This is a genomic window from Serratia sp. 2723 (assembly GCF_050434425.1).
Classification (GTDB): Bacteria; Pseudomonadota; Gammaproteobacteria; order Enterobacterales; family Enterobacteriaceae; genus Chania.
In genome coordinates, this window is sequence record NZ_JBNDIN010000011.1 from 19,202 (window position 1) to 42,583 (window position 23,382).

The window sequence follows — 23,382 nt, forward strand, 5'->3', positions numbered from 1 at the left end:
TAAGCTTAAGGCGTCCAGACTGACATTTAGGATGAAGAAGCCATGTCGTTTTTCCGCCGCAAAAAGCTGCCATCGTCGATCAAACCCGGAATAACCTTCGGGCGGTTGCTGATTAAACGTATTGATGAGGATGGCCTGACCATGTTGGCGGGCCATCTGGCCTATGTTTCGCTACTTTCGCTGGTGCCGCTGATCACCGTGGTGTTTGCGTTGTTCGCCGTTTTCCCGATGTTTGCGGACATCAGCGTCCAGCTGAAAAGCTTTATTTTCTCCAACTTTATGCCCGCTGCCGGTAATGTGCTGCAACGTTACCTGGAGCAGTTTGTTGCCAACTCCAGCAAGATGACCGCCGTGGGGATCTGCGGCCTGATTGTCACCGCGCTGCTGCTGATCTCTTCGGTGGATAGCGTGTTGAACACCATCTGGCGCAGCAAGAATAAACGGCCGATCGTGGTTTCCTTTGCCATTTACTGGATGGTGCTGACCCTCGGCCCACTGCTGGTGGGGGCCAGTATGGCGATCAGCTCTTATCTGTTGTCACTAAACTGGTTGGCGCAAACCGGCGTTAACAGCCTGGTGGATGAGGTGTTGCGCATCTTCCCGCTGATCCTGTCCTGGGTCTCTTTCTGGTTGTTATACAGCGTGGTGCCTACGGTACGCGTGCCTGCGAAAGATGCGCTGGTCGGGGCGCTGGTGGCCGGGGTGCTGTTCGAACTGGGTAAGAAAGGCTTTGCGCTGTATGTCACCATGTTCCCCTCCTACCAGCTGATCTACGGCGTGCTGGCGGTGATCCCGATTTTATTTTTATGGGTCTATTGGAGCTGGTGTATCGTGTTATTGGGCGCCGAAATCACCGTTACGTTGGGCGAGTCCCGCCTTTACCGGCAGCAGAAAGCAGAACAACAGCAAAAACAGGAGCAGGAAGGATCGTTATGATTGCGTTAATTCAACGGGTATTAAACGCCAGTGTTACGGTAGAAGGTAAGACGGTAGGCAAGATTGGCCCCGGTTTGTTAGTGTTATTGGGCGTCGAACAGGATGATAACGAGCAAAAAGCCCAACGCCTGTGTGAGCGAGTGCTGGGGTACCGGATCTTCGGCGACGAGAATGACAAGATGAATCTCAACGTTCAGCAGGCCGGTGGTAGCCTGCTGGTGGTGTCGCAGTTCACCCTGGTAGCCGATACCCAGAAAGGCATGCGGCCGAGCTTTTCGCGCGGTGCGGAGCCCCAAGAGGCCGATCGGCTATACCGCTATTTTGTTGGGCAGTGCCAGGAACGTGGTATTGAAACCCAGACCGGTGAGTTTGCTGCCGATATGCAGGTGGCATTAGTGAACGATGGCCCGGTGACGTTCTGGCTGCAGGTTTAAAGATCACAAGAGAAGGCGTCTATGTATCACCTACGAGTACCCGTTACAGAACAAGAACTGAAAGAGTATTACCAGTTTCGCTGGGAGATGCTGCGCAAGCCATTACACCAGCCGGTGGGTTCGGAAAAGGATGCCTATGATGCCATGGCGCACCATCAAATGGTGGTGGATGAGAACGGCCGGATTGTGGCCATTGGCCGCCTGTATATCAATGCCGATAACGAAGCCGCTATCCGCTTTCTGGCGGTTGATCCAACTGTACAAGACAAAGGTCTTGGCACGCTGGTGGCGATGACTCTGGAGTCTGTAGCGCGTCAGGAAGGGGTGAAGCGGGTGGTGTGTAGCGCCCGTGAGGATGCGGTGGACTTCTTTGCCAAGCTGGGCTTTATCAACCAGGGCGAAATCACCGCGCCGCAAACCACACCGATCCGCCATTACCTGATGATCAAACCCGTGGCCACGCTGGACGATATTCTGCATCGCCCCGATTGGTGTGGACAACTGCAGCAAGCCTGGTATGAACATATCCCGCTCAGTGAAAAAATGGGGGTGCGCATCAGCCAATATACCGGCCAGCGTTTTGTTACCACCATGCCGGAGGTTGGCAACCAGAATCCACACCATACGCTGTTTGCCGGTAGCCTGTTTTCCTTGGCGACGCTGACCGCCTGGGGGTTGATCTGGCTGCTGTTGCGTGAGCGCCATCTGGGGGGCACGATTATTCTGGCGGATGCCCATATTCGCTACAGCAAACCGATCACCGGCAGGCCGAGAGCCGTTGCCGATCTGAGCTCATTGAGTGGCGATCTGGCCCGTTTGGCGCGCGGTCGCCGGGCGCGCGTGCAGGCAGAAGTGCATTTATTCGGTGACGACGACAAGGGGGCAGTATTTGAAGGAACCTATATGGTGCTGCCGGCCGAACCGGAAGAGTCGTTGGACAAGGGCGGTTCAGAGGCGATAGCGAGCTGAGCATCAAGCCGTGTGGGGCGGCTCTGTGACCAAACCTATCCAGGCGGGTGCTGCACATGCGGCGCCCACTTAACGGTTGGGCTTAATTGATGACTTAATCTGTCGTATAAATTGGGTACAGCGGCCGATTATTTTTTAACCAGAAAAATCCGTGCCTATTTGGCATAATTGACTATTTAATTTGCATGTAGCAAATAAAGTAAATGGATTGAAATGGTTTCAGAATATATACCCCTCCTCACTCTGAGATTTATTCCAATTACGATGCCTCGAAGTCCCGCAAAGTCACCATCTCTTGCTTGTCTGATGCCGAATTATGTCGCTAGAATGCCGAAAAATCATTAAGGCGATTTATCTGAATGGACTCAGTAACTCAGCGGTTGGCAGTATCATGGTTGTTTCTTTCTCTCAGTTCTGCGGCTGGTGCCAATATGCTCAGCCCGGCGGATCGAGATACTATCCAACAGCAACAACGTGAATTGTTGCAGCAAAACCAACAACAACGTCAGGAATTGCAACGCAGCCTGACGCCGGTGCTGCCACAAACGCCAGCAGCCACAGCCCCCGGCGGGCCGTGCTTCACCATTACGACCATTCATCTTGAAGGTGCCAGCCATCTGCCCGCCCGTGCGCGGCAAGCCTTGACGCAACCCTATCTGCAACGCTGCCTGAATCTGGCCCAGATCAACACTCTGGTGCAGCAGGTTTCCGATTGGTATATCGAACGGGGCTATATCACCAGCCGCGCTTTCCTGACCGAGCAAGACCTGTCCCATGGGGAGTTGAAGCTGCTGGTGCTGGAAGGGCAGTTGGAAAAGATCTTGCTGGACCAACGGGATGACCGAATGCTGAAGATGGCATTCCCCGGCCTGGTGGGCAACATCCTTAACCTGCGCGATATCGAACAGGGCATGGAGCAGATCAACCGCCTGCGTCAGCAACCAGTGCAGATTGAAATCCTGCCCGGCAGCCAACCGGGCTATTCGGCGGTCAACCTGACTGCCAAGCCCGAGTTCCCGGTGATGCTGGGGCTGGGTTTTGACAACAGCGGGCAGAAAAGTACCGGCACCGGACAGATCAACGGCTCATTGACCGGCAATAACCTGCTGGGGCTGGCGGATCAGTGGTTTGTGACCGGCGCGCGCAGCAGCGATTTCGCCAACGATCACGATGCCCGCAGCGTCCAGGCCGGTGTCAGCCTGCCATATGGCTACTGGCTGATGGATTACAACTACTCCTACAGCGACTACCTCTCGACGATCGACAATCAGGGCTTTGACTGGCGGTCTACCGGCGACAGCCAGACCCATCGCTTCAACATTTCGCGCGTATTGTTCCGTAACAGTGACATGAAAACCGGCCTGGCGCTGGGCCTGACCCACCGTATCAACCGCAACTATCTTAATGACACCCGGCTGGACAGCAGCAGCCGCAAACTGACCAGCGTATCTCTGGGCGTGAGCCATAGCCAAAAACTGTGGGGCGGTTTTGCCACGCTCAACCCCTCCTACAGCCGTGGCGTTCCCTGGTTAGGCGCGGAAGATGACAGCGGCAAGGCCAGTGAAGCCCCTAAGGCTGAATTTAATAAATACACTCTCTCCGGCAGCTATTACTTGCCGTTGGCGCAGAACTGGAACTACCTCACCAGCCTGTACGGCCAGTGGACGCCCGATCGCCTCTACGGCAGCGAGCGCCTGACCCTCGGCGGTGAAAGTTCGGTGCGTGGTTTCAAGGAACAGTATCTCTCCGGCGACAAAGGCGGCTACTGGCGTAACGAGGTCAACTGGTCGCCGCTCAGCCTGCCGTATCTGGGCGATATTTCCGTATTGGCTGCCGTAGATGGCGGTTATCTGCGCCACGACTCCGTGGACGCCTACGCTTCCGGCACGTTGTGGGGCGGTGCGGTGGGACTGGGCAGCCGCAACCGCTATTTCAGCAGTCAATTTACCGTTGGCTGGCCGCTGGCGCATCCGAGCTGGTTAGAGCCGGATCGGGTGTCGATTTACTACCGTATTAACATCGTTCTTTAATTCACAGGGAAGGGTTTCAAGGATGACGCAGAAAGAAAATCAACCCGTTCATGCCAGCCAGCGTTGGCTGAGTTATACCCTGTGCAGCCTGTTGGCTTGGCAGCCGTTGCTGCCTGCCTTGGCGAACGGTGTTAACGTCGCCGAAGGGAATGCCCGACTCGATCAGGCTGGTAATGGCGTGCCGGTGGTCAACATCGCTACGCCTAATCAGGCGGGCATTTCCCATAATAAATACAATGAATTCAACGTGGGCAAAGAGGGGCTGATCCTCAACAACGCCAGCGGGCAGCTCAATCAGACCCAGCTTGGTGGCCTGATCCAGAACAACCCCAACCTGAAAGCCGGGCAGGAAGCCCAAGGCATCATCAACGAGGTTGTCGCCCCGAACCGCTCCCAGCTGCAAGGCTATCTGGAGGTGGCGGGCAAACAGGCGAACGTGATGGTTGCCAACCCTTACGGCATCACCTGTGATGGCTGCGGCTTCATCAACACCCCGAATGCGACGCTGACCACCGGTAAACCGGTGTTAGGGCCTGATGGCAAACTGCAGGCGCTGGAAGTCACGCAAGGGGCGATCAGCATTCAGGGCAAAGGGCTGGATGCCAGCCAGAGCGGGAAATTTGCCCTGATTGCCCGTGCCACCGAGATTAACGCACAGCTGTATGCCCAGGATGCCACCATCACGCTGGGGGCCAACCGTGTGGATGCGCAGGGCAATGCGACCCCGATCGCGGGCCAGGGAGAAACGCCCAAAGTGGCGGTTGATACCGGTGCGCTGGGCGGCATGTATGCCAACCGCATTCATCTGGTTTCCAGCGACAAAGGCGTGGGTATCAATCTCGGTAACCTCAATGCCCGTGCCGGGGATATTACCCTGGATGCCAACGGCAAATTGACGCTCAATAATTCGCTGGCGCAAGGTGGTGCATTAACGGCGACAGGGCAAAGTATCAGCATGTTGGGCGACCACAAGGCCACCCAGTCCATCACGTTAAACAGCCAGGGGGATCTCACTCAACAGGGAGGAACACTGGTCAGCGATCGGGATATTGCTCTCACCAGCGGCGGTACGTTGCAGATGAGCAGCGGCAAGTTGACCGCCGGCAACGATGTCAGCCTGCGGGCTCGTGACGCGCTGGTGGACAGTTCCAGCCAGATTGATGCTGCCCGCCATGTCGACATGACGTTGTTCAATAGCGGCATGACGCAGGGGCAAGTGACCGCCGGGCAAAACCTCACCCTCAGCGGTGCCAGCTTGGTCAACAGCGGCACGCTGGCGGCCAATGGGGCGATACAAAGCACCCTCTCCCATCTGGGGAATAGTGGAACCGTTCAGAGCCAGAGTAACCTGTCGCTGAACGGCCAATCACTCGCCAACAGCGGCAAGATACTGAGTGGGGGAGCGCTGGCCGTTACCAGCCAGACGTTGGATCAAGACGGCACCTTGAGTGCCAAAGGTAAAGCCGAACTGACCGTCAGCGATACATTGCGAAATGGCCGCTACGGCGAGTTGCTGAGTGACGACAGCCTGACGCTGTGGGCTGGAACGCTGCAACAGAACGGCCTGCTCTCTGGCGCGACGGGATTAACCCTCAACAGCGATACGCTGACCACGGCGACAGATGCCCTCACCACCAGCCAAGGTAATATCACGGTTAACGCGGGTAACGCCACGTTAGGCGGGGAATGGAATGCGGGGGGCGATCTGGCCTGGCATGGCACGATGTTGAACACGCAGCCGGGTGCTCAGGTACAAAGCGGAGGCAATCTCACCCTCCAGGTCCAGCAAGCCATGTTGGCGGGTACCCAAACGGCGAAAGGGGCATTTACGGTAGAGGCTGGCGCACTGCTGCATAGCGGGAAAAGCCATGCTGCAACCCTGGCTATGAAGGCGGACACCCTGACCAATCATGGCACGCTGGTCGCTCCTGTCTTGAAGATTAACAGCCAGACCCTGACCAACAGCGGCTTGCTACAAGGCAGTCAGACCCTGGATCTTATCGCCCGCCTGATGGACAACCAGCAGGGCGGCACAGTGTATACGGCCAATGCCCTGTCGCTGGCCATCCCGACGCTGAAAAACGCCGGCCTGATCACCACCGATCGGGATTTGGTCCTCAGTGGCGATCAATTGCTCAACAGCGGTGAAATCAATGCCGTGAACCTGACGGCCAAAACCCAGCGGGTCGATAACCAGCAGAGCGGTTTGCTGCTGGCGAAAGATAAGCTGTCACTGAGCGGTAAGGCGTTATCCAATGCCGGGCAACTGGCCGCCGATCAACTGACCCTGAGCACCAATAGCATCGCCAATAGCGGCACGTTGCAGGGTGACAGCGCTCTTGCTATCAAGACGGCGGAAGCCACCAACCGTGGTCGTGTACTCACTGGCGGTTCGCTAAACCTGATTGCAGACACCGTGACCAACGCCGGGACGATGCAGGCGGTCATGATGGTCTTGTCACTGGCCAAACAGTTCAGCAACCAGCAAAACGGCTCCGTCAACGCAAGTGGCTCCCTGGCGCTGGTTGCCCCTCAGTTCAGTAATGACGGCCTGCTGGCCGCAACGACGCTGGCCTTGGATACCACGACCCTGTTCAACACGGGGACTCTGCAAGGCAGCCGCCTGCTTAATGTTGGCACCTCCACGTTAGACAACCAGCTCGGTGGTGCTTTACTCAGTGGCGGAGCACTGACACTACGGGCAGATTCGCTGACCAATAGCGGATTGCTTCAGGGCCAGACACTGGATCTGTCCACCCAAGAGTGGCTTAACAACGGCAATGCGCTGAGTGAACAAACGGCGGGCCTGGCAGTCGCCAATACGTTGACCAACCAAGGGAAGATCCTTGGCCAGCACGGGATGAATGTCTCTGCTGGCTCAGTGGACAACGCGGGATGGCTGGCGGCCACCGTGCTCTCTGTCGTGGGCGACGTGATCAACAAGGGGCTGATACAGGGTAGCCAGTCCCTGCAACTTTCCGGCACTCATCTCAATAACGCAGCCGCAGGCCAGATGTTATCGAGCGGATCGTTACGCCTTGAAGGCCAACAGTTGGTCAATCAGGGCGCTCTGCAGGGGCAACAACTGGCAGTGAAAGCCCAGACCTGGCAAAACAGTGGCAGTGCCCAGGCGCAAGATCGCCTGACGGCAGACCTGACCGGTGACCTGCTTAACAGTGGCCTGTTACTGAGCCAGGATCGGTTTGACCTCACGGCGGCCCATATTCTGAACCAGGGCACCCTGGCGGCAGACAAGGTGGTATTGACCGCGCCACAGCTGACCAACAGCGGCCTGCTACAGGGCAACAGCCATCTGCAACTGGCGATCCCCAATATCAGTAACCTTGCCGGCGGGAAGCTGGTCAGCGGCGGTGCGCTGGAGCTGGCGCTCGATCAACTGGACAACGCTGGCCTAGTGCAGGTGAACGATGATTTGTCTCTCACCGGCCAGCAATTCACCAACCAGGGCAGCATCCTGGCGAACAACCTGAACCTGGATGTGCAGGGTGGCTTGGTAAACCAGCAAGGCGGCCAACTGGTGGCCCGTGAAAATGCCACCTTCCGCAGCCAATCGGTGAACAACGCCGGGGTGTTGGCGGGCAATATGCTGGCGGTGGACAGTGGCACCGTGACGCACAGCGGCATCATGCAGGGCAATACCGGGCTGACTCTGAACAGCACCGCGCTGAACGTGCTGGCCGGTGCACAACTGTTGAGCGATGGTGAGCTGGCAGTCAATGGTGGCGCAGTCACCAACGCCGGATCCTGGCAGGGGAATAGCCTGACCTTTGGCGTCGATAGCCTGGATAACAGCGGATCGATAAACGCGGTTGCGGGCCTGACCGGCACCGTGGCTAATACGATGCAAAACAGCGGACAGATGGGAAGCCTGGGTACGCTGAACCTGAGCGGCGACTATTTAACCAACAGCGGCAAGCTGGTGGCCAACCGGTTGACGCTGGATGCCGCTACGCTGAATAGCACGGGATTATGGCAAGGTAGCGAGTGGCTGAATGCCCACGGTGGTGCGCTGACGCTGGGGGCATCAAGCCGTACGTTGGCAGGGGGGGCGTTGTCGCTGAATGCCGGGCAACTGACCTCGGAAGGGCTGGTTCAGGGCAGACAAACCCACGTCACGGCCACGGGCTGGTTGAACCGTGGCAGCCTGCTGGGTACCGATTCTCTGGCAGCCAAAGTCACCGATGAACTGGTGAATGAAGGGTCACTGCTTAGCCAGGGTAACAGCGAAATACAGGCGCGGACGCTGACCAATGACGGTGCCGTCCTGAGCGACGGAAATCTGTCTTTGGCGGGCACTACGTTGAATAACCAAGGTGCCGTACAGGGTAACATCCTCAACCTGACGCAGAACTTGGTGAATAACGCAGGCACGCTGATCGGCCTGCAGTCGCTGACGTTGGGCATTCAGGCATTCTCCGTCCCGTTGTTGACGCTGGTGAACGGCAGCCAGGGCTCACTCCTGACGCAGGGAACGCTTTCTGTTAATGGCAGTACGGTGACCAATGACGGTCGCTGGCAGGGGCAACAGATCCTGCTGAATGCTCAGACGTTGAATAACAGTGGCGCAATCCAGAGTGCGGATGCGCTGCAAATGGCTCTGTCTGGGGCATTGAATTCGACGGCTGGCAGCAAAATTACCGCCAATGGTGCAGCTGCATTACAGGCACAGTCGTTGACCAACGCCGGGCAGTGGCTGGCAAAAAATCTCACCCTACACGCTGACACCCTGAATAATCAGGGCGAAATCAGCGGCGTTGACGGCCTGACGGTCGCGCTGAGCGGGGATTTCACCCAACAGCAAGATAAAACCCTGCTGACGGCAGGTGACCTGAAACTGGATGCGGCCTCGGTCACCAACCTTGGGCGTATCCAGGGGAACGGCGTGTGGGTTAACGGCGGTACGTTAACCAACAGTGGGCGCGTACAAGGTGAAACAGGCTTAACGCTGAACCTTACCGGTGGGTTGACCAATAACGCCACGGGTAGCCTTCTCAGCCAGAACGCACTCACCATTACCTCGCCGTACTGGGTCAACAGCGGCCTGATGCAAAGCGGTGCCGACACACGGTTCGAGGGGACGATATCAGGGCGTAATGACGGAAGCCTGCTTGCTGGCTCCGATCTGTCACTTCATGGATCGCAATTTACCAACACCGGTTGGCTACAGGCAGGCTCCCTGTTACTGAATGCGGATGCGTTGGACAACAGCGGTACCTTGCTGGCAGAACTGCAGGGAACGTTGACCGCAGGCAGCCTGAACAATCAGGGCACGATCCAGGGAAGCAACCTGGCGTTGAATACCCAGCAACTGACTAACGGTGGCACGCTGCTTGGCACATCCGGGCTTGGCATCAATGCCGGTCAGGTGGCGCTTCAAGAGACAGGGAAAATGTTCAGCGGGGGCGATTTACTGCTGAGCAGTGGCGATTTTGATCAACGTGGCCAGGTCGTGGCGTTGGGCAATCTGACGCTGCAACTGGTGAACGCCTTTACCAACCAGAATGTGATTGCCGCAGGCCAGAGCCTGAACGTTAACAGCCAGGGGGCGTTGATCAACCAAGGCACTCTGCAGGGGCAGAGCATCAACCTCACGGCGTACGGCATCTTGACCAACAACGGGCAAATCACTGGTGGAAGTGGGGCCAGCACCCTCAGTGGCAGTGCTATTGCCATGAACGCGGCCGGAACGCTGCAATCAGGGGGCGATGTAACCCTGAACAGCCAGAGCGATATCACCGTTGACGGGTTTACCGGTACGCTGGGCTCGATGACGCTGAATGCGGCTGGCAGCCTGATTAACACCGCTCTGCTGTATGCCGGTAACAATCTGTTCCTGCTGGCCAACAGCATCAAAAATCTGCGCGGTGACATCCTGGCGGGCAATAGCCTGTGGATGCAGCGTGATATGGCGGGTAATGCCAACGCAGAGGTGGTGAACAGCTCTGGCACTATCGAGACACAAAACGGTGATATCACCATTAACACCGCCCATTTGCTGAATCAGCGCGATGGATTGAGTGTGGTTAGCTCGGAAGGCAGCGCACCGCAGTATCCCTGGGTGACAGATTTTGAGGCCAAAATACCGTTAACCTTCTTCAACAAAGGCGACTACGGCTATGTCATCAAGTCCTGGGAATCGGGCGGCGGCAGCCCAGGCCACGGAGCGTCTCCGACAAGGTATTACAGTTCAACGCCAACGCCTTATCTTAATCAACGGATGAAGGAATTTGCCTCTGGCGTTTCGACGGTCACCGTCACGGCAAACGGTGGCGCAGCCCGTATCGCGGCCGGGCGCGATCTCAGCCTTTATGCCGGCCAACTGGACAATCAGGCCAGCAATATTTTAGCCAACAACAATGCGTATCTTTCAGGGAGTAACCTGAATAACCAATCCTGGTTCTCGGGCAGTGAAACCCGCTATCAAACGTATCAGTATGGTTATGGCCTGAGCACAGTTCCGGTGCCAGAAACCAGTGTTTCTAAAGGGGAGATTACATCCAACTACATCGTCTACACGGCGACGGGCGAAGTACGCTATGAACGTGGAGAAGGTGAAATCTACCGTTCCGTTATTCAGGCGGGTGGTAACGTTGTGGCCAACTTTGCCAACGATCTCAGTAATACCACCACCTCACCCAACGCAGGTGGGGTAAGCCACACTCTCAATGCCCCAACGCTCAATACCCTGAGTCAGCAAACTATTGGCGGTGCCGTAGAGAAACAGACATTGTCTGCAGGTGATAAGGCTGCGGTCAACTCACCCGAATGGCAAGACAGCCTACAGAATGCCCTGCAACAGATTAACGGGGGCAGTGGCCTGGATAACGCTACGCCTGAGCTTACAGGGTTAGGGAAATACAACGACGGTGGTCAGGGCAGCGCCAATCTGGGGGATGGAACTGCGTTACAAAATACCGTCACCGATGGCAAGGATCTGGTCGGCACGGGCGGCAAAGGCTTAAACCAGTACCAAGGCAAAACGGTCGATACCAGTGCGTATCCTCTGCCTACGGGCGAGAACGGCTATTTTGTGGCGTCCACCGATCCGGATAGCCCGTATCTGATCACCACCAACCCGAAACTTAACGGCCTGGGGCAACTCGATCCGAATCTGTTTGGCGATCTCTACGCGCTGCTGGGGATTAACCCAGGCCAGAGCCCGCGTGAAACCAACGAACAGTTCACGGTAGAAGACAAATTTATCGGCTCTTCCTATTTCCTGGACCGCCTGAACCTCCACCCGGATTACGACTACCGTTTCTTGGGGGATGCAGCCTTTGATACCCGTTACGTCAGCAATGCCATGCTGAATCAGACGGGCAGCCGTTATCTGAACGGAGTAGGTTCAGACCTGGAGCAGATGCAAACCCTAATGGACAACGCTGCCAGGGCGCAACAGTCGCTGGGGCTGAAGTTTGGGGTTGCGTTAACGGCGGAGCAGATCGCCTCCTTGGATCACAGTATTGTGTGGTGGGAGGCTACCAGCATCAATGGCCAGACGGTGATGGTGCCGAAGCTCTACCTGTCACCGAAGGATGTGACGATCAATAACGGCAGTGTGATTGCCGGGAAAAATGTCTCGCTCACCGCCGGTAACGTCACCAACAGTGGCAGCACGCTGACAGCACAGAACGCGCTGACGCTCGATAGCCAGAACAGCATCAGCAACCTCAATGCTGGCCTGCTCAATGCGGGCGGCAACCTGCAACTGAGCGCGATTGGCGATATCAACAATATCGGCTCAATCATCAACGGCAAAACGGTGCAGTTGGAAAGTCTGGATGGCAGCATCATCAACCAGACGTTGACGAATCAGTGGAATACCCAGGGTCCCCTGGGTGGCTGGATGTCACAAAGCCTATCGTTGTCACGTACGGAAATCGGCGATATCGGCACCATCCAGGCATTGGACACTTTGAGCCTGAGCGCTGGCAACAACATCGACATTCTGGGGGCCAAATTGACTTCCGGCGGTGCGATGGATCTGCTGGCGGGGGGCGATATCAACGTCCTGGCCAACAGCACCTACAGCGCAGATAAGTATCAGAGCTGGCGGAATATAAGAGAAAGCGAAACTCACAGCAGCCAGGGCAGCGAAATTAGCGCTGGTGGACCGCTGACGGTTGATGCAGGCCGTGATGTCAACGTGAAGGCCAGCCAGGTTGGCAGCCAGAGTGATACTACCCTAATAGCTGGGCGCGATATCAACCTGCAAACGCAGGAAGCGAGCACCTGGCAGAAAGATAACGGCACTGAACAGCGCAGTAACGATGCAACGCGCACGACCCTCACCAGCGGCGGCGATTTAACGCTGGATGCAGGCCGGGATGTGAACTCGCAGGCAGCGGCGATAGTGGCGGACAACAACGTCAACCTGAACGCCGGGCGTGACGTGAACCTCAACACCCAGCAAACCAGCGAATACCGCGAGAGCAAGGAAGGTAAACGCCAGCAGGTGGATGAGTCTATTCGCCAGCAAGGAACGGAGATCGCCAGCGGGGGGAACACCACCATTCGCGCCGATCGTGATGCCACCTTGAATGCGGCACAGGTGCAGGCCAGCGGTGACGTGGCGGTAAGTGCCGGGCGCGATCTGACGCTCAACAGCGCCACCGAAAGCGACTACTCCTTCTTCGAAGAAACCAAGACCAAGAAAGGGTTCCTGTCGAAGACCACCACTCACACGGTGCGGGAAGATTACGCCACGCAGGAAAAAGGCACGCTGCTGAGCGGCGACAACGTGTCGCTGTCTGCGGGTAACGATCTGACGGTGAAGGGGTCTTCGGTTGTGGGTGACAGCAAAGTTAACCTGCAAGCAGGCAACAACGTCGAGATCGTGGCGGCGACGGAAGAACAGTCCAGCTATCGGTTGGATGAGAAGAAAAAGAGCGGTGTGTTTAGCAGCGGTGGGCTGGGCTTTACCGTGGGGACGTCTTCATCGCGCCATCAGGTAAATGAAGATGGCACCACGCAGAGCCAGAGCGTGAGCACCATCGGCTCGACCGGGGGCGATGTGAACATCGTTGCGGGCGGCAAGGCACACATTGGCGGTGCGGATCTGATTGCGAACAAGAACCTGTCGGTGACGGGGGATAGCGTGCAGATCGACCCGGGGCAGGATATTTATCGCCGGGATGAAACGTTCGAGCAGAAGCAAAGTGGCTTGACGGTGGCGTTGTCTGGCCCGGTCGGCAGTGCGGTCAACACTGCCGTCACCACGGCGCAGCAGGCGCAAAAAGAGACCGATGGTCGTCTGGCCGCCTTGCAGGGGACGAAAGCGGCCTTGTCTGGCGCTCAGGCCGTGCAGGCGGGGCAGTTGGTGCAGGCCCAGGGGGGAGATGCGAAGAGCATGGTGGGCATCAGTGCGTCACTCGGCTCACAAAAATCATCCTCACAGCAGCATCAGGAACAGAACACCGTCAGCGGTTCGACGCTGAATGCGGGCAACAACCTGACGGTCAGCGCGACCGGCAAGGGGCATTCCGCCGACAGCGGCGATATCCTGATCGCAGGCAGTCAGTTAAAAGCGGGTGGCGATACCACGCTGGATGCGGCCCGTGATTTACAGTTGCTCGGGGCGGCCAACACGCAAAAAACCGAGGGCAGCAACAGCAGCAGTGGCGGGAATATTGGCGTCAGCCTGGGTGTGAGCGGGCCGAGCAGTGGCTTGAGCGTGTTTGCCAATGGCAACAAGAGCCAGGGCAACGAGCACGGCGACGGCACATTCTGGAGTGAAGCCACCGTCGACAGTGGCGGTACACTCTCGATGCACAGTGGCAGGGATACCACGCTGGCCGGTGCGCAGGCGAGCGGTGAAACGGTAAAGGTGGATGCCGGACGTAACCTGACGCTGCAAAGCCAGCAGGACAGCGATAACTACGACGCGAAGCAGACCAGCATCAGCGGTGGCGTCAGCGTAGCGGTTGTAGGCGGTGGTGGATCGGCTAACCTGAGCATGAGCCGTGACAAACTGCACAGTAATTACGACAGTGTGCAGGAGCAAACCGGCCTCTATGCTGGCAAGGGCGGTTTCGATGTTAAGGTGGGTGAACATACCCAGCTTGATGGCGCGGTGATTGCCAGTACGGCAGATGCTGATAAAAATCGGCTGGATACCGGCACGCTGGGCTTTAGCGATATCCACAATCAGGCGGACTTCAAGGCCGAGCATCAGGGCGGAAGCCTGAGCAGCGGTGGCCCGGTAGGTTCAGACCTGCTGACCAATCTGGGTGGTATCGCGCTGTCTGGTCAGGGCAATAAGGGGCATGCGGAAGGCACCACCCAGGCGGCGGTGTCGGGCGGTAGCGTGGTTATTCGTGACCAAGCCAACCAGCAGCAGGATATCGCCGACCTGAGCCGGGATACGGACAATGCCAACGGCAGCATCGGGCCGATCTTCGACAAGGAGAAGGAACAGAACCGGCTTAAAGCAGCGCAGCTGATTGGTGAGATTGGCGGGCAGTCGATGGATATCATCCGTACGCAGGGTGATATCGACGGGCTGAAAAAGGCGAAGGAGAAGTATCCAACCTTGACCGCAGATGAATTGCGGAAGACCGATGTCTATCAAACGGAGATGCAGAAGTACGGCACGGGCAGTGATTTGCAGAAAGCGGCCCAGGCGGTAACTGCAGCATTGCAGGGGCTGGCTGGCGGGGATATTTCCCAGGCGCTTGCGGGTGGTTTGAGCCCGTATGCGGCAGAGCAAATCAAGAAGTATACCGGCACGAATGCAACGGCTAACGCGCTTGCTCATGCGGTGTGGGGAGCGATAGCGGCAGAAGTGAGTGGTAACTCGGCAGCAGCGGGTGCCGTGGGGGCCGCTGGCGGTGAATTGGCAGCGCGTTATCTGGCCGAGAAGTTATACGGTGCAGACACACCGGATAAAATTGCTAAACTGAGTGAGGAGCAGAAGCAGAACCTCAGTGCGCTGTCGACGATTGCAGCGGGATTGGCTGGTGGCGTGACGGGCGATAGCACTGCGAATGCTCTGGCGGGTGCTCAGGCCGGCAAGAATGCGGTGGAGAATAACTTCCTGAGTCAGGGAAGCCCGAAAGACTTCACCGAACAACTGAAGGGCTGCAACGGAAACCCATCCTGTGAGCAGGGTGTTCGTAAGGATATGGCCAGGGAGTCAGCGGAAAACATCCTGAAGCTGAAATCATGCTGGGATGCCGGTGACACAGCCTGCGTGACGCAGATGCGTACTCAGATTGAGCTGAACGAAAAAGCATACACAGAGTTGCGCATTCAGGATAATCTGGCGGGCCGAGCCTATGAGGACTCAGCGAAGTGGTACGCCGACATCATCGACAACTGTAATGGAAAGTGCGAGTGGTTGTCGGCAAGTCTGCAAAAGACGTTTGCAGACGGGATGACAAATGCGGCGTATGGGGTGCTGGCGGTAAGTACGGGGAGCCTGCCGAAACCGGGACAAACTTTAAGCGCGAACGATCTTAAGGTTGCCAGCGAAATTAGTAAGGATATAGCATCTGTTGGGAAGCAGACAGACATTGGATTTGCGGCAAAGCAAACTAAGAAAAGTGCAGGGCAAATAGTTATTAAAAATATAAATCAATCTGAGGCAATTGAAAACTTATCTGCCAATGGTTATATAAAATCAGTTTCGAAAGATGGTTCGGTTACTGTTATGACAAAGGGCGAGAAGGTATATAGATTCTATCCATCTTCAACTGGAGGTGGGATCGCTGGTGCTGAATCTGGGGTACCGTCTGCCTCTGTGTCAGTAAATGGTAAAATCATTTCTAAATTACGTTTCCCAGGAGAGTGATGCCGTGACTATCGAACATGATGATGCAATGACTCGACTTAAAAATGTCGTAAGGCTCGGAGTTAATCTTCCTGCTCACGTTTTTCACAAAAAATTTGCAAGATATTTCTTTTTTGATAATGATATCTGCACATCAGACGATTTGATTAGTGCGACTAAACTAGTTATTGGTGAGTCTTTAGGGTATGACTTAATTGCGAACGTTTTCGCTAGTTCAGATTTTCAATACTTAGGCGATCTACATATGAATGAGGATTGGGTCGCTAAAATAGTTTCCTTAAGCACTGAAATGAATGGCTCTGGTGATTATGGAGGTCTAATTATTTTAGATCAGAAAAAACAATGGGCGATCTTCCAGAAAACCCCTGTTGATGAGGGTGTGTTGGGGTTCAATAGCAATAAAAAAATAGAGACCATAAATAATTTAATTTATGAGAATTTTGTTGATTGCGAGAAATTTAAAGAATGGCTTGAGGAAGGGACATCACATGATGTTGAATTAGTCAAATCCATGGGGAGAGATTATTTAATGAGCATAATAGAAAACTATAGAGAAGCATAGTTTACGTATTGCTTACTGCTCGACTATTATCACAAAACCCCGAAAGCGATAATGGTAGGGGTGACGCTGGCTGGTATGATGTTGCGGTTGGTTGCTCTTTAACAGCGTTGGGGAAAATGGCGTAACGGGCTGAAAAAGCGCGTCTGGGGAAAAAGTTGCCTGGGCCAGAATGCACAGGGAAAAAGCGGTTGTAAGCTGCTGAGTGTGCTAGGAAAAATGCTGTTCGCTGGCTGACTCCGCACAGGATAAAGTTGTTGTAGAGAATAACTATCTGAGCAGCACGGAGAAGAGCCGCCAGACATATCTCAACAACAAACAGAACCTGACGCCAGAAGAGCAGAAAGATAAAGAGGCGTTAAATCGTAAGGATCTGGAAAGCGATCTGGCTGCTTACGCGGCCTGCAGTGGCAAAGGTGGTGACTGTCAGGTAGAAAGAGCAAAAGCGAAGGCCGCGCAAGATACGTACTTCAACCAGACTTACCAGAACCCGAAAGAGGCTCAGGCAGGGTATCAACAGATACAGAATCTGTTGAACTCAACAGACCCGAATGCGAAGGAAGTGTTTAACATTCTGGAAGGGTATACGCAGGCGTTCATGTCGTTTGGGTACACGGAGGATGAGGCCAAAGCGAGAGCAGGAGCCTATGTTGGTTCCATGTACATCGCGGGGGGTGTGAGTGCTGTAGTCGCATCTGGAGCACTGACGAAACAGTTTGGGAAAGATGTTGCACCGGGTGCGAAACCTGGAAACTCGACGGCAAAACCTGTAGAAAATGCACCAAACTCATCTGAAACTTATTTTCGGGTTGAAGGTGGTGGAAATGGTACACAAACAAGCCAAAATAGAATTAATGTGAACTCTGACGGAAGTGTAACTATTAACTCGGGTTGTAGTGGGCAATTGTGTGTTAGCACTAATGGACCAAATCATGCTGCTTATTATCTGACCAATAGAAGGCAAGATGGTAGCGTAGTCGTATTTGAAGTCGATGCGGCTCTCCATAAACAAATAATGGATGCAGCAGTACCTCAAAGGCCAATTCCTGGGGTACCGAAAGATCCGGATGCTCCTAAGATTGTTGATCCTACAAAAGGTCAACCTAGCGTTTCGCTTGAACTACCTAAGGTGTGGGATAGGCTGATAGAGCAAAACTCATCAAAAGCTCGCGTATTAACAAAAGAGGAATTTCTGAATGAATTTAACAAATGATTATCAGAATTTACTCGATGCTATTTTTAATGGTGATAAAGATATAGCTATCTTTGTTGTGGATGGCATTCATTATTATATTGTTGATAATAAGGATAATTACTGCATCGATGTTAGGCCGGAATATAAGGCGTATATAGCTAAAGGATGGATGAAAGAGTCTCTGTATGATGAGGCAGTAAGTTCATTCAGAAATGGAGTTCCTGTATTATCTAAGGATAGCTTTAAAGATTACATAACCAAAAATGATGTTACTATTTATACAGTTGACTGGATGAGATCATTCTTCACATTGGGCAGATCTGACGAGCAGCTTGTCAGTTTTTATGATTATGTTGAGCGATTTTTATCTACATTAACAGACCCGGTATCAGTTGAATGGGATAGCTGGAGAATGCGGCTACCTAAGTTTTATATCAATTTTGACAAAAAAATATATCGCCATACTGATTGGGATAGAAATCACGAAGCGTCTGTACCTTCTGATTGGAACGCTCAAGCAAATAGTGATTTTGGCTTGTTAGTACCAGACAAAGAGCAATACTGGCTTATTAATGGCATGAATTTTTGGAAATTACAGATGTAAATGGTGAAATCCCGCCCTCAGTGGCGGGATTATTCTATGAGTCAGCCAGTTATCCTTCAACTGCTAGCCGGATGATCAACTGACCCGGTTCGGTGATCACTTCGATCTTCTGCCCGGTAGTAAATCCGAGCGGCTCTAGCCATCTTCCCCTAATCGTCAGTTGTGGAGGTGGGTTCGGTCTGCCACCGTTGGGGCGGTAGCCGACAATACTCTTACGGGCTTGGGGTGTGGCGGGTTCTGACTTATGATGGGGCGGTTGGTTGCTCTTTAACAGCGTAGGGGAAAATGGCGTAACGGGCTGAAAAAACGCGTCTGGGGAAAAAGTTGCCCGGGCCGGAATACACAGGGAAAAAGTGGTTGTAAGCTGCTGAGTGTACTGGTAAAAAAGCTGTTCGTTGGCTAGCTCCGCATCGGAAGAAGTTGTTGTGGAGAATAATGCGCTGAGTGCTACACAATCCCTCGCATTCGATAAAGAGATGCAGGCGTGCAAAGCCTCTGGTGGAGATTGCCAGTCGGTGATTGATAAATGGAAGAACATCAGTGATGAGCAAAGTGCTGAAACCGATCAGAAGCTGATAGATAACCCACTTGAAGCACAGGTTGTTGATAAGGAAGTGGCTCAGGGTGGTGTTGATATGGCAGAGCGTCCGAGCTGGCTGGGTAAGATCCCTGGCGTGGACGTAATGACCAGCGATGAGGCAAAGGCTTACGTTCAGGAGTGGAACGGTCAGGATCTGGCGAATATTGATGTAAACAGCCCTGGCTGGACGAAGTTCGCGGCGTTTGCATCAGACCCAGAAAACCAAGCAGCATTGGCTTCACTGGGAGTATTGGGTAAAGATCTAATCAATCTTGCTAAAACAACTGTATCAAATCTCGTTCAGGGTGGCGCATCAACCGGTATAAAAAGCATGCAGGTAGGGCTAAGAAACCCACAGCAAATAGATCAAATAAAAAATGATATGACATCAGGAAATTATAGATTTACTTCACCTGAAGGTCGTATTGCTGGCTATATAGATAGCAAGGGTAATTATTATATATCGGAAGGTAACCATCGAATGGTAGCTGCTCAGGAAATATATAAAAAGACGGGAGATAGATCTTACATAGAGAAATTACTACAAAACGGCTCATGGACTCAGACAAAGAATGCTCCAGCGGGGGCTAAACCAATGCCGACAAGGAAGTGAGGACCTTATGGAGAATGTTATCCCTATGAAAAAAAATGAGATATATGTGAAAATGTTATCTCTTTCCTTGCCTTATATCAGGAATGTCCAGTCGTTAGATAAAAAGGATAAAGGTCGAGATATATCGTGCTATTTTGAAGCTGAACTAGTGCATAATATAATGCATACATTACTAATTTCGGAATTTGTTGAGCATGATTTATGGTTCTTAAATAATCAGGCTAAATATTATTTTGAAAAATGTAACGAGGATATATCACCTAATTATAACCAACACATCGAATATATTAGAGCCTTATTCAAAATGGTGCCTGATAGTTTAAAACCTAAGTTGTTATGGCAAGGTCCTTGATAAAAATCCCAGCCCTTATGGCTGGGATTTTTACTTTACAGGTCAGTCGGTTATGTATATTCCGCCAGCCTGATAATCAACTGCCCTGGCTCGGTGATCACCTCGATCTTCTGCCCGGTAGTAAAGCCCAGCGGCTCCAGCCATCTTCCCTTGAGGGTCAGTTGCGGCAGCGGGTGGGGCCTGCCGCCGTTGGGGCGGCAGCCGACAATGCTCTTGCGGAATTGGTTTTAAGTTGCTGATTGTGATAGTAAAAATGCTGTTCAATGATGGGCTCCGCACTGGAGAAAGTTGTTGTGGAGAATAATGCGCTGAATGCTAATGGTTTTGGTAAGGGCATGGCGGATTACGGCATGTCGCAAACCTCGCTCGGTGCCTCCATGCTGCAAAGTGGAGCTTCACCGGATGAAATCGCAGCAGCTTTGGTCAAGAACGCCCAAGGAGATATGCCAGAAGGTCAGGATGCAGTTAAAGGTCGTCTGTTGATTGCCTGGGGCGAGTTCTTTGGGGGCCGGTCAGTGCATTAACTGCTGATGGAGAAATGACGCCGCAAAGAGCAGCGGAGATCGTGGCAAGCGGTGTGCCGACCAGTGAAGCTAAGTTAGTTCAGTATGTGGAGGCGAAAGCTGTTCTGGCCGTGACGAAGACACCAAGTACAGGCTCTACAAGTGCCGCTGAAAATGCGACCAAAACAGTTATTGATCCCAAGAAGTTTGATTATCTCTTTGGTAATGTAAAAAGTAGTGAGCATAACGCAGATTGCTCTACTCAGTTAGCTCAGACAATGAACCGTTTGGGATTAGAAACCAATGAGAAAGGGGCCAGTGTACTTACCGAACACTTAAAGCAGGTAGCAAATACGAAAGGTAATGTTGTAGATACCTATACGAAAGGAAATCAAGCCTTTGAAGTGCGGGAGTCATTGCTTATTGGCCCTTCAGGAAAGGCGGCTAAATTAGAAACTGCTTTTGAGATCATGCCTGATGGTTCTCGTAGATTTGTCACAACTATTCCTAAAGATGGTAAAAAGTAATGTTTATTAAGTCATTCCCTTATGAAATTGATTTATTGGGGTTTTTTGAGTCACAGCCCATGGCAATTAGTGCAGTTGCTGATTTACATTTTGCATATCAAACCAATGATGATAATGGGTTAGAGATTATTTTTTCATTCTGTGCTACGGCTGGCTGGATACAAACGGTCATCTCGTTTAATGAGAAAGAAGTGTCTAGGTACCTTTCCGAAAATGTTAGCGAGATAAAGCTGCAAAAGGATACTACAGGCGAATATCTATACTCTGAAATTATTACCGATGAGTTAATTACGAAAGTCGTAATACGTGTAAGGCCATATATATCAGTAAGTAGTAGCTCTTTAGTTAGATAAAAAGATCCCGGTCAACTGGCCGGGATCTTTGCTTCTAACCCGGCTTTGTTGAATAAATCGAAATTCTGACTGCAATCAGGATCAGATCACCACATTCCTGATACTGGAGTGGTTTCCCGTGGCAAAGCAAAAGTTCAAGATCACTAACTGGGCGGCCTACAACAAGGCTCTCGTCAATCGTGGCAGTTCACCGAACTCCTTCTTATCACGGCACCTGCTGCTCCAGAGTCTGCCCATCCTTGCTGGTAGCCTGCAGCTGGCCCTGCAAAGACGCTTTAAACGGCCCATCACTGTTGAGTAATCCCTTCAGCTGCAACTGCAGATTACCATCACCCTCCAGCGGCACATGCTGCCAACCCCATTGCTGCAAGGTATTCACAGGCACCGAACGCCCGTTAAGGGACAGCGTAAACGGTTTACCAGGCAGTTGGCTGACGTTGGCCTTGGCATCCAACAAGCCATCGGGCATAAAGGCGCTCAGCTCGGTAACGTTGATCTGCTGTGCATCCGCATCCAATGCCAAAGAAGGGCGGCGTACGTCGATCTTGTTAAAGGTGGCACCACCGGCGTTGAGTTTCAGCGAGCCGGACCAAATCCCCCACTGATGGTCACTGGCCAGCAGCAGGTTGCTGCCGTAGCCATCCAGCGAGGTGAGCTGGAACGGGAAATCCGGGTTGATATCGATGATCAGGTTACGGTTGGTGCTCATCTTGGCGACATACACCTCCGCCAGCCAGCTTGGTAGCGGTTGTAACCAGAGTTCATGCCAGTTGCTGGGCAAGGTGTACTCCAGCGCAGAGACGGCCACCTCGTCGAGTTGCAGGCGCTTATTGGCGCGCAGCCAGTTGCCGGTGGTACGCAGCAATCCACCTTCCCAGCGGGTGCTGAACTGACCAATGGCAATACCCGCTGGCGAGAGCCGCATATCCATAATCGGATCGATGAGATGGAAGTTGCCATTGATCAGGTCGTCGGCGGTGAAGTTGATCGCGCCATCCTGACTGCTCCAATCCCCCTGCTGGAAGGTGATATTTTGCATCGACAGATCGAGATCGTTCGCCGCCCAGGCGTTTCCTTCCAGGCGGGCGTTAATCAGATCAAAGCGTTTTAACGTAATGGGTGGCAACGCCGTGAATCGGCTCCAAAACTGTTCTAGCGTCATTGGTACTTGTAGGCGGACGTTGCTCAGCCGCAACCGTTCAACCAACCAACTGCCATCGGCAGCTCGGCTTGCTACCCCGGTCAGATCGCCTTGTGCCAGATCGGCACCAAAGTCGCTCAATATCAGCTGATTTTGTTTGATTTCACCCTGGATCAACACCTGTGAGGCCGGAATTCCGTTGACCACCATTGAACCGGCGCTGAACTGGAACTGATTGTTATCCCCGAGCAAATGACCTGCCGTTGGCTGCCACGGGTTAATCCCTGCATTGACCTTCTGCGCATTAAGCTGCCAGCTCTCATCGTTGGATTGCAGCGCCATATTGCTCAGTTGTAGCACATCGGCCTGTATTGGCAGCGGTGCGCCCTGCAAAGGCTGAACGTTTAGGGTGCCGTCGCGTAGCGTAATGCTATCGAAATAGCGTGGCTCGGTGATTTGCCGCAGGCTGAAAGCCATATCGACCTGCTTGGCCGCCAAGAGCTGCGGTTGGTTGGTGCGGGCGAGGGTTACGCCCTCTAAGCTGAGTTGCCCTGGTTTGCTCCACGAATGCGTTATTTTTTCTACCGACAGCTGGTAATCACCACGATCGCTGATCCAGTGACTCAACCAGCCTGCGGCCCAGCGGGTTTGCCCCACCACGTAGAGCAGCACAATGGCCAGCGCTATCAGCAGCAGCAACGTGATCAATAGTTTTCCGATAAATTTCATCGTGTGGATCCGTAGCGGTCAGAAAAGATACCCTGTTTATGCCGC

At 53.6% G+C, this 23,382-nt stretch carries 13 protein-coding genes and 3 pseudogenes; 13 read left to right on the forward strand and 3 right to left on the reverse strand.

The features are described from left to right. The first annotated feature begins 42 nt into the window (after nt 1-42). From ABIE29_RS16490 to ABIE29_RS16525, 8 genes are all read left to right on the forward strand, one after another. Nucleotides 43-936, forward strand: coding sequence for a virulence factor BrkB family protein (locus tag ABIE29_RS16490; RefSeq protein ID WP_429619772.1), 894 nt, complete (start codon nt 43-45; stop codon nt 934-936). After that, a complete protein-coding gene (dtd, locus tag ABIE29_RS16495; RefSeq protein WP_429619773.1) occupies nt 933-1,370 on the forward strand; it encodes a D-aminoacyl-tRNA deacylase in 438 nt (145 codons plus the stop codon). The genes ABIE29_RS16490 and dtd overlap by 4 nt, the downstream gene beginning before the upstream one ends. A gap of 21 nt (nt 1,371-1,391) precedes the next feature. After that, the gene (fabY, locus tag ABIE29_RS16500) at nt 1,392-2,339 is read left to right on the forward strand and encodes a fatty acid biosynthesis protein FabY (protein WP_429619774.1); all 948 of its coding nucleotides are present in this window, start codon (nt 1,392-1,394) and stop codon (nt 2,337-2,339) included. 359 nt (nt 2,340-2,698) lie between these two features. Next, on the forward strand, nt 2,699-4,369 hold the full coding sequence (locus tag ABIE29_RS16505) for a ShlB/FhaC/HecB family hemolysin secretion/activation protein (protein ID WP_429619775.1): 1,671 nt from the start codon (nt 2,699-2,701) through the stop codon (nt 4,367-4,369). 22 nt (nt 4,370-4,391) lie between these two features. Continuing rightward, the gene (locus ABIE29_RS16510) at nt 4,392-16,181 is read left to right on the forward strand and encodes a hemagglutinin repeat-containing protein (RefSeq protein ID WP_429619776.1); all 11,790 of its coding nucleotides are present in this window, start codon (nt 4,392-4,394) and stop codon (nt 16,179-16,181) included. A gap of 4 nt (nt 16,182-16,185) precedes the next feature. Beyond that, nucleotides 16,186-16,743, forward strand: a complete 558-nt coding sequence (locus ABIE29_RS16515; protein WP_429619777.1) for a hypothetical protein — start codon at nt 16,186-16,188, stop codon at nt 16,741-16,743. A 559-nt stretch (nt 16,744-17,302) separates the two neighbouring features. Beyond that, a complete protein-coding gene (locus ABIE29_RS16520; protein ID WP_429619778.1) occupies nt 17,303-17,953 on the forward strand; it encodes a hypothetical protein in 651 nt (216 codons plus the stop codon). Then, nucleotides 17,937-18,539, forward strand: coding sequence for a hypothetical protein (locus ABIE29_RS16525; protein ID WP_429619779.1), 603 nt, complete (start codon nt 17,937-17,939; stop codon nt 18,537-18,539). The genes ABIE29_RS16520 and ABIE29_RS16525 overlap by 17 nt, the downstream gene beginning before the upstream one ends. Before the next feature lie 49 nt (nt 18,540-18,588). On the opposite strand, the gene ABIE29_RS16530 is transcribed toward ABIE29_RS16525, so the two are convergent. After that, complete coding sequence (locus ABIE29_RS16530; RefSeq protein WP_429619882.1) at nt 18,589-18,747, reverse strand: SymE family type I addiction module toxin; 159 nt, start codon at nt 18,745-18,747, stop codon at nt 18,589-18,591. Nucleotides 18,748-18,964: 217 nt separating this feature from the next. Between ABIE29_RS16530 and ABIE29_RS16535 the strand changes: the two are divergent. Continuing rightward, nucleotides 18,965-19,732, forward strand: a pseudogene (locus tag ABIE29_RS16535) (hemagglutinin repeat-containing protein); the annotation flags it as partial. Nucleotides 19,733-19,757: 25 nt separating this feature from the next. Beyond that, nucleotides 19,758-20,084 carry a zinc ABC transporter substrate-binding protein gene (locus ABIE29_RS16540; protein ID WP_429619780.1) on the forward strand — a complete coding sequence of 109 codons (327 nt, stop codon included), beginning with the start codon at nt 19,758-19,760 and terminating at the stop codon, nt 20,082-20,084. Nucleotides 20,085-20,134: 50 nt separating this feature from the next. Here the strand turns inward: ABIE29_RS16540 and ABIE29_RS16545 are convergent, their stop codons facing one another. Next, nucleotides 20,135-20,293 (reverse strand): SymE family type I addiction module toxin, encoded by a 159-nt coding sequence (locus tag ABIE29_RS16545; RefSeq protein WP_429619883.1) that lies wholly within the window; start codon nt 20,291-20,293, stop codon nt 20,135-20,137. A 75-nt stretch (nt 20,294-20,368) separates the two neighbouring features. Between ABIE29_RS16545 and ABIE29_RS16550 the strand changes: the two are divergent. The 3 genes and pseudogenes from ABIE29_RS16550 to ABIE29_RS16560 form a co-directional block, all read left to right on the forward strand. Next, nucleotides 20,369-20,727: pseudogene (locus tag ABIE29_RS16550) on the forward strand (hemagglutinin repeat-containing protein); the annotation flags it as partial. Nucleotides 20,728-21,113: 386 nt separating this feature from the next. Further along, nucleotides 21,114-21,467, forward strand: a complete 354-nt coding sequence (locus ABIE29_RS16555; RefSeq protein WP_429619781.1) for a hypothetical protein — start codon at nt 21,114-21,116, stop codon at nt 21,465-21,467. Between the two features lie 85 nt (nt 21,468-21,552). After that, nucleotides 21,553-21,654, forward strand: a pseudogene (locus tag ABIE29_RS16560) (hypothetical protein); the annotation flags it as partial. 18 nt (nt 21,655-21,672) lie between these two features. On the opposite strand, the gene ABIE29_RS16565 reads toward ABIE29_RS16560, so the two are convergent. Next, complete coding sequence (locus ABIE29_RS16565; protein WP_429619782.1) at nt 21,673-23,337, reverse strand: AsmA family protein; 1,665 nt, start codon at nt 23,335-23,337, stop codon at nt 21,673-21,675. Nucleotides 23,338-23,382 lie beyond the last annotated feature (45 nt).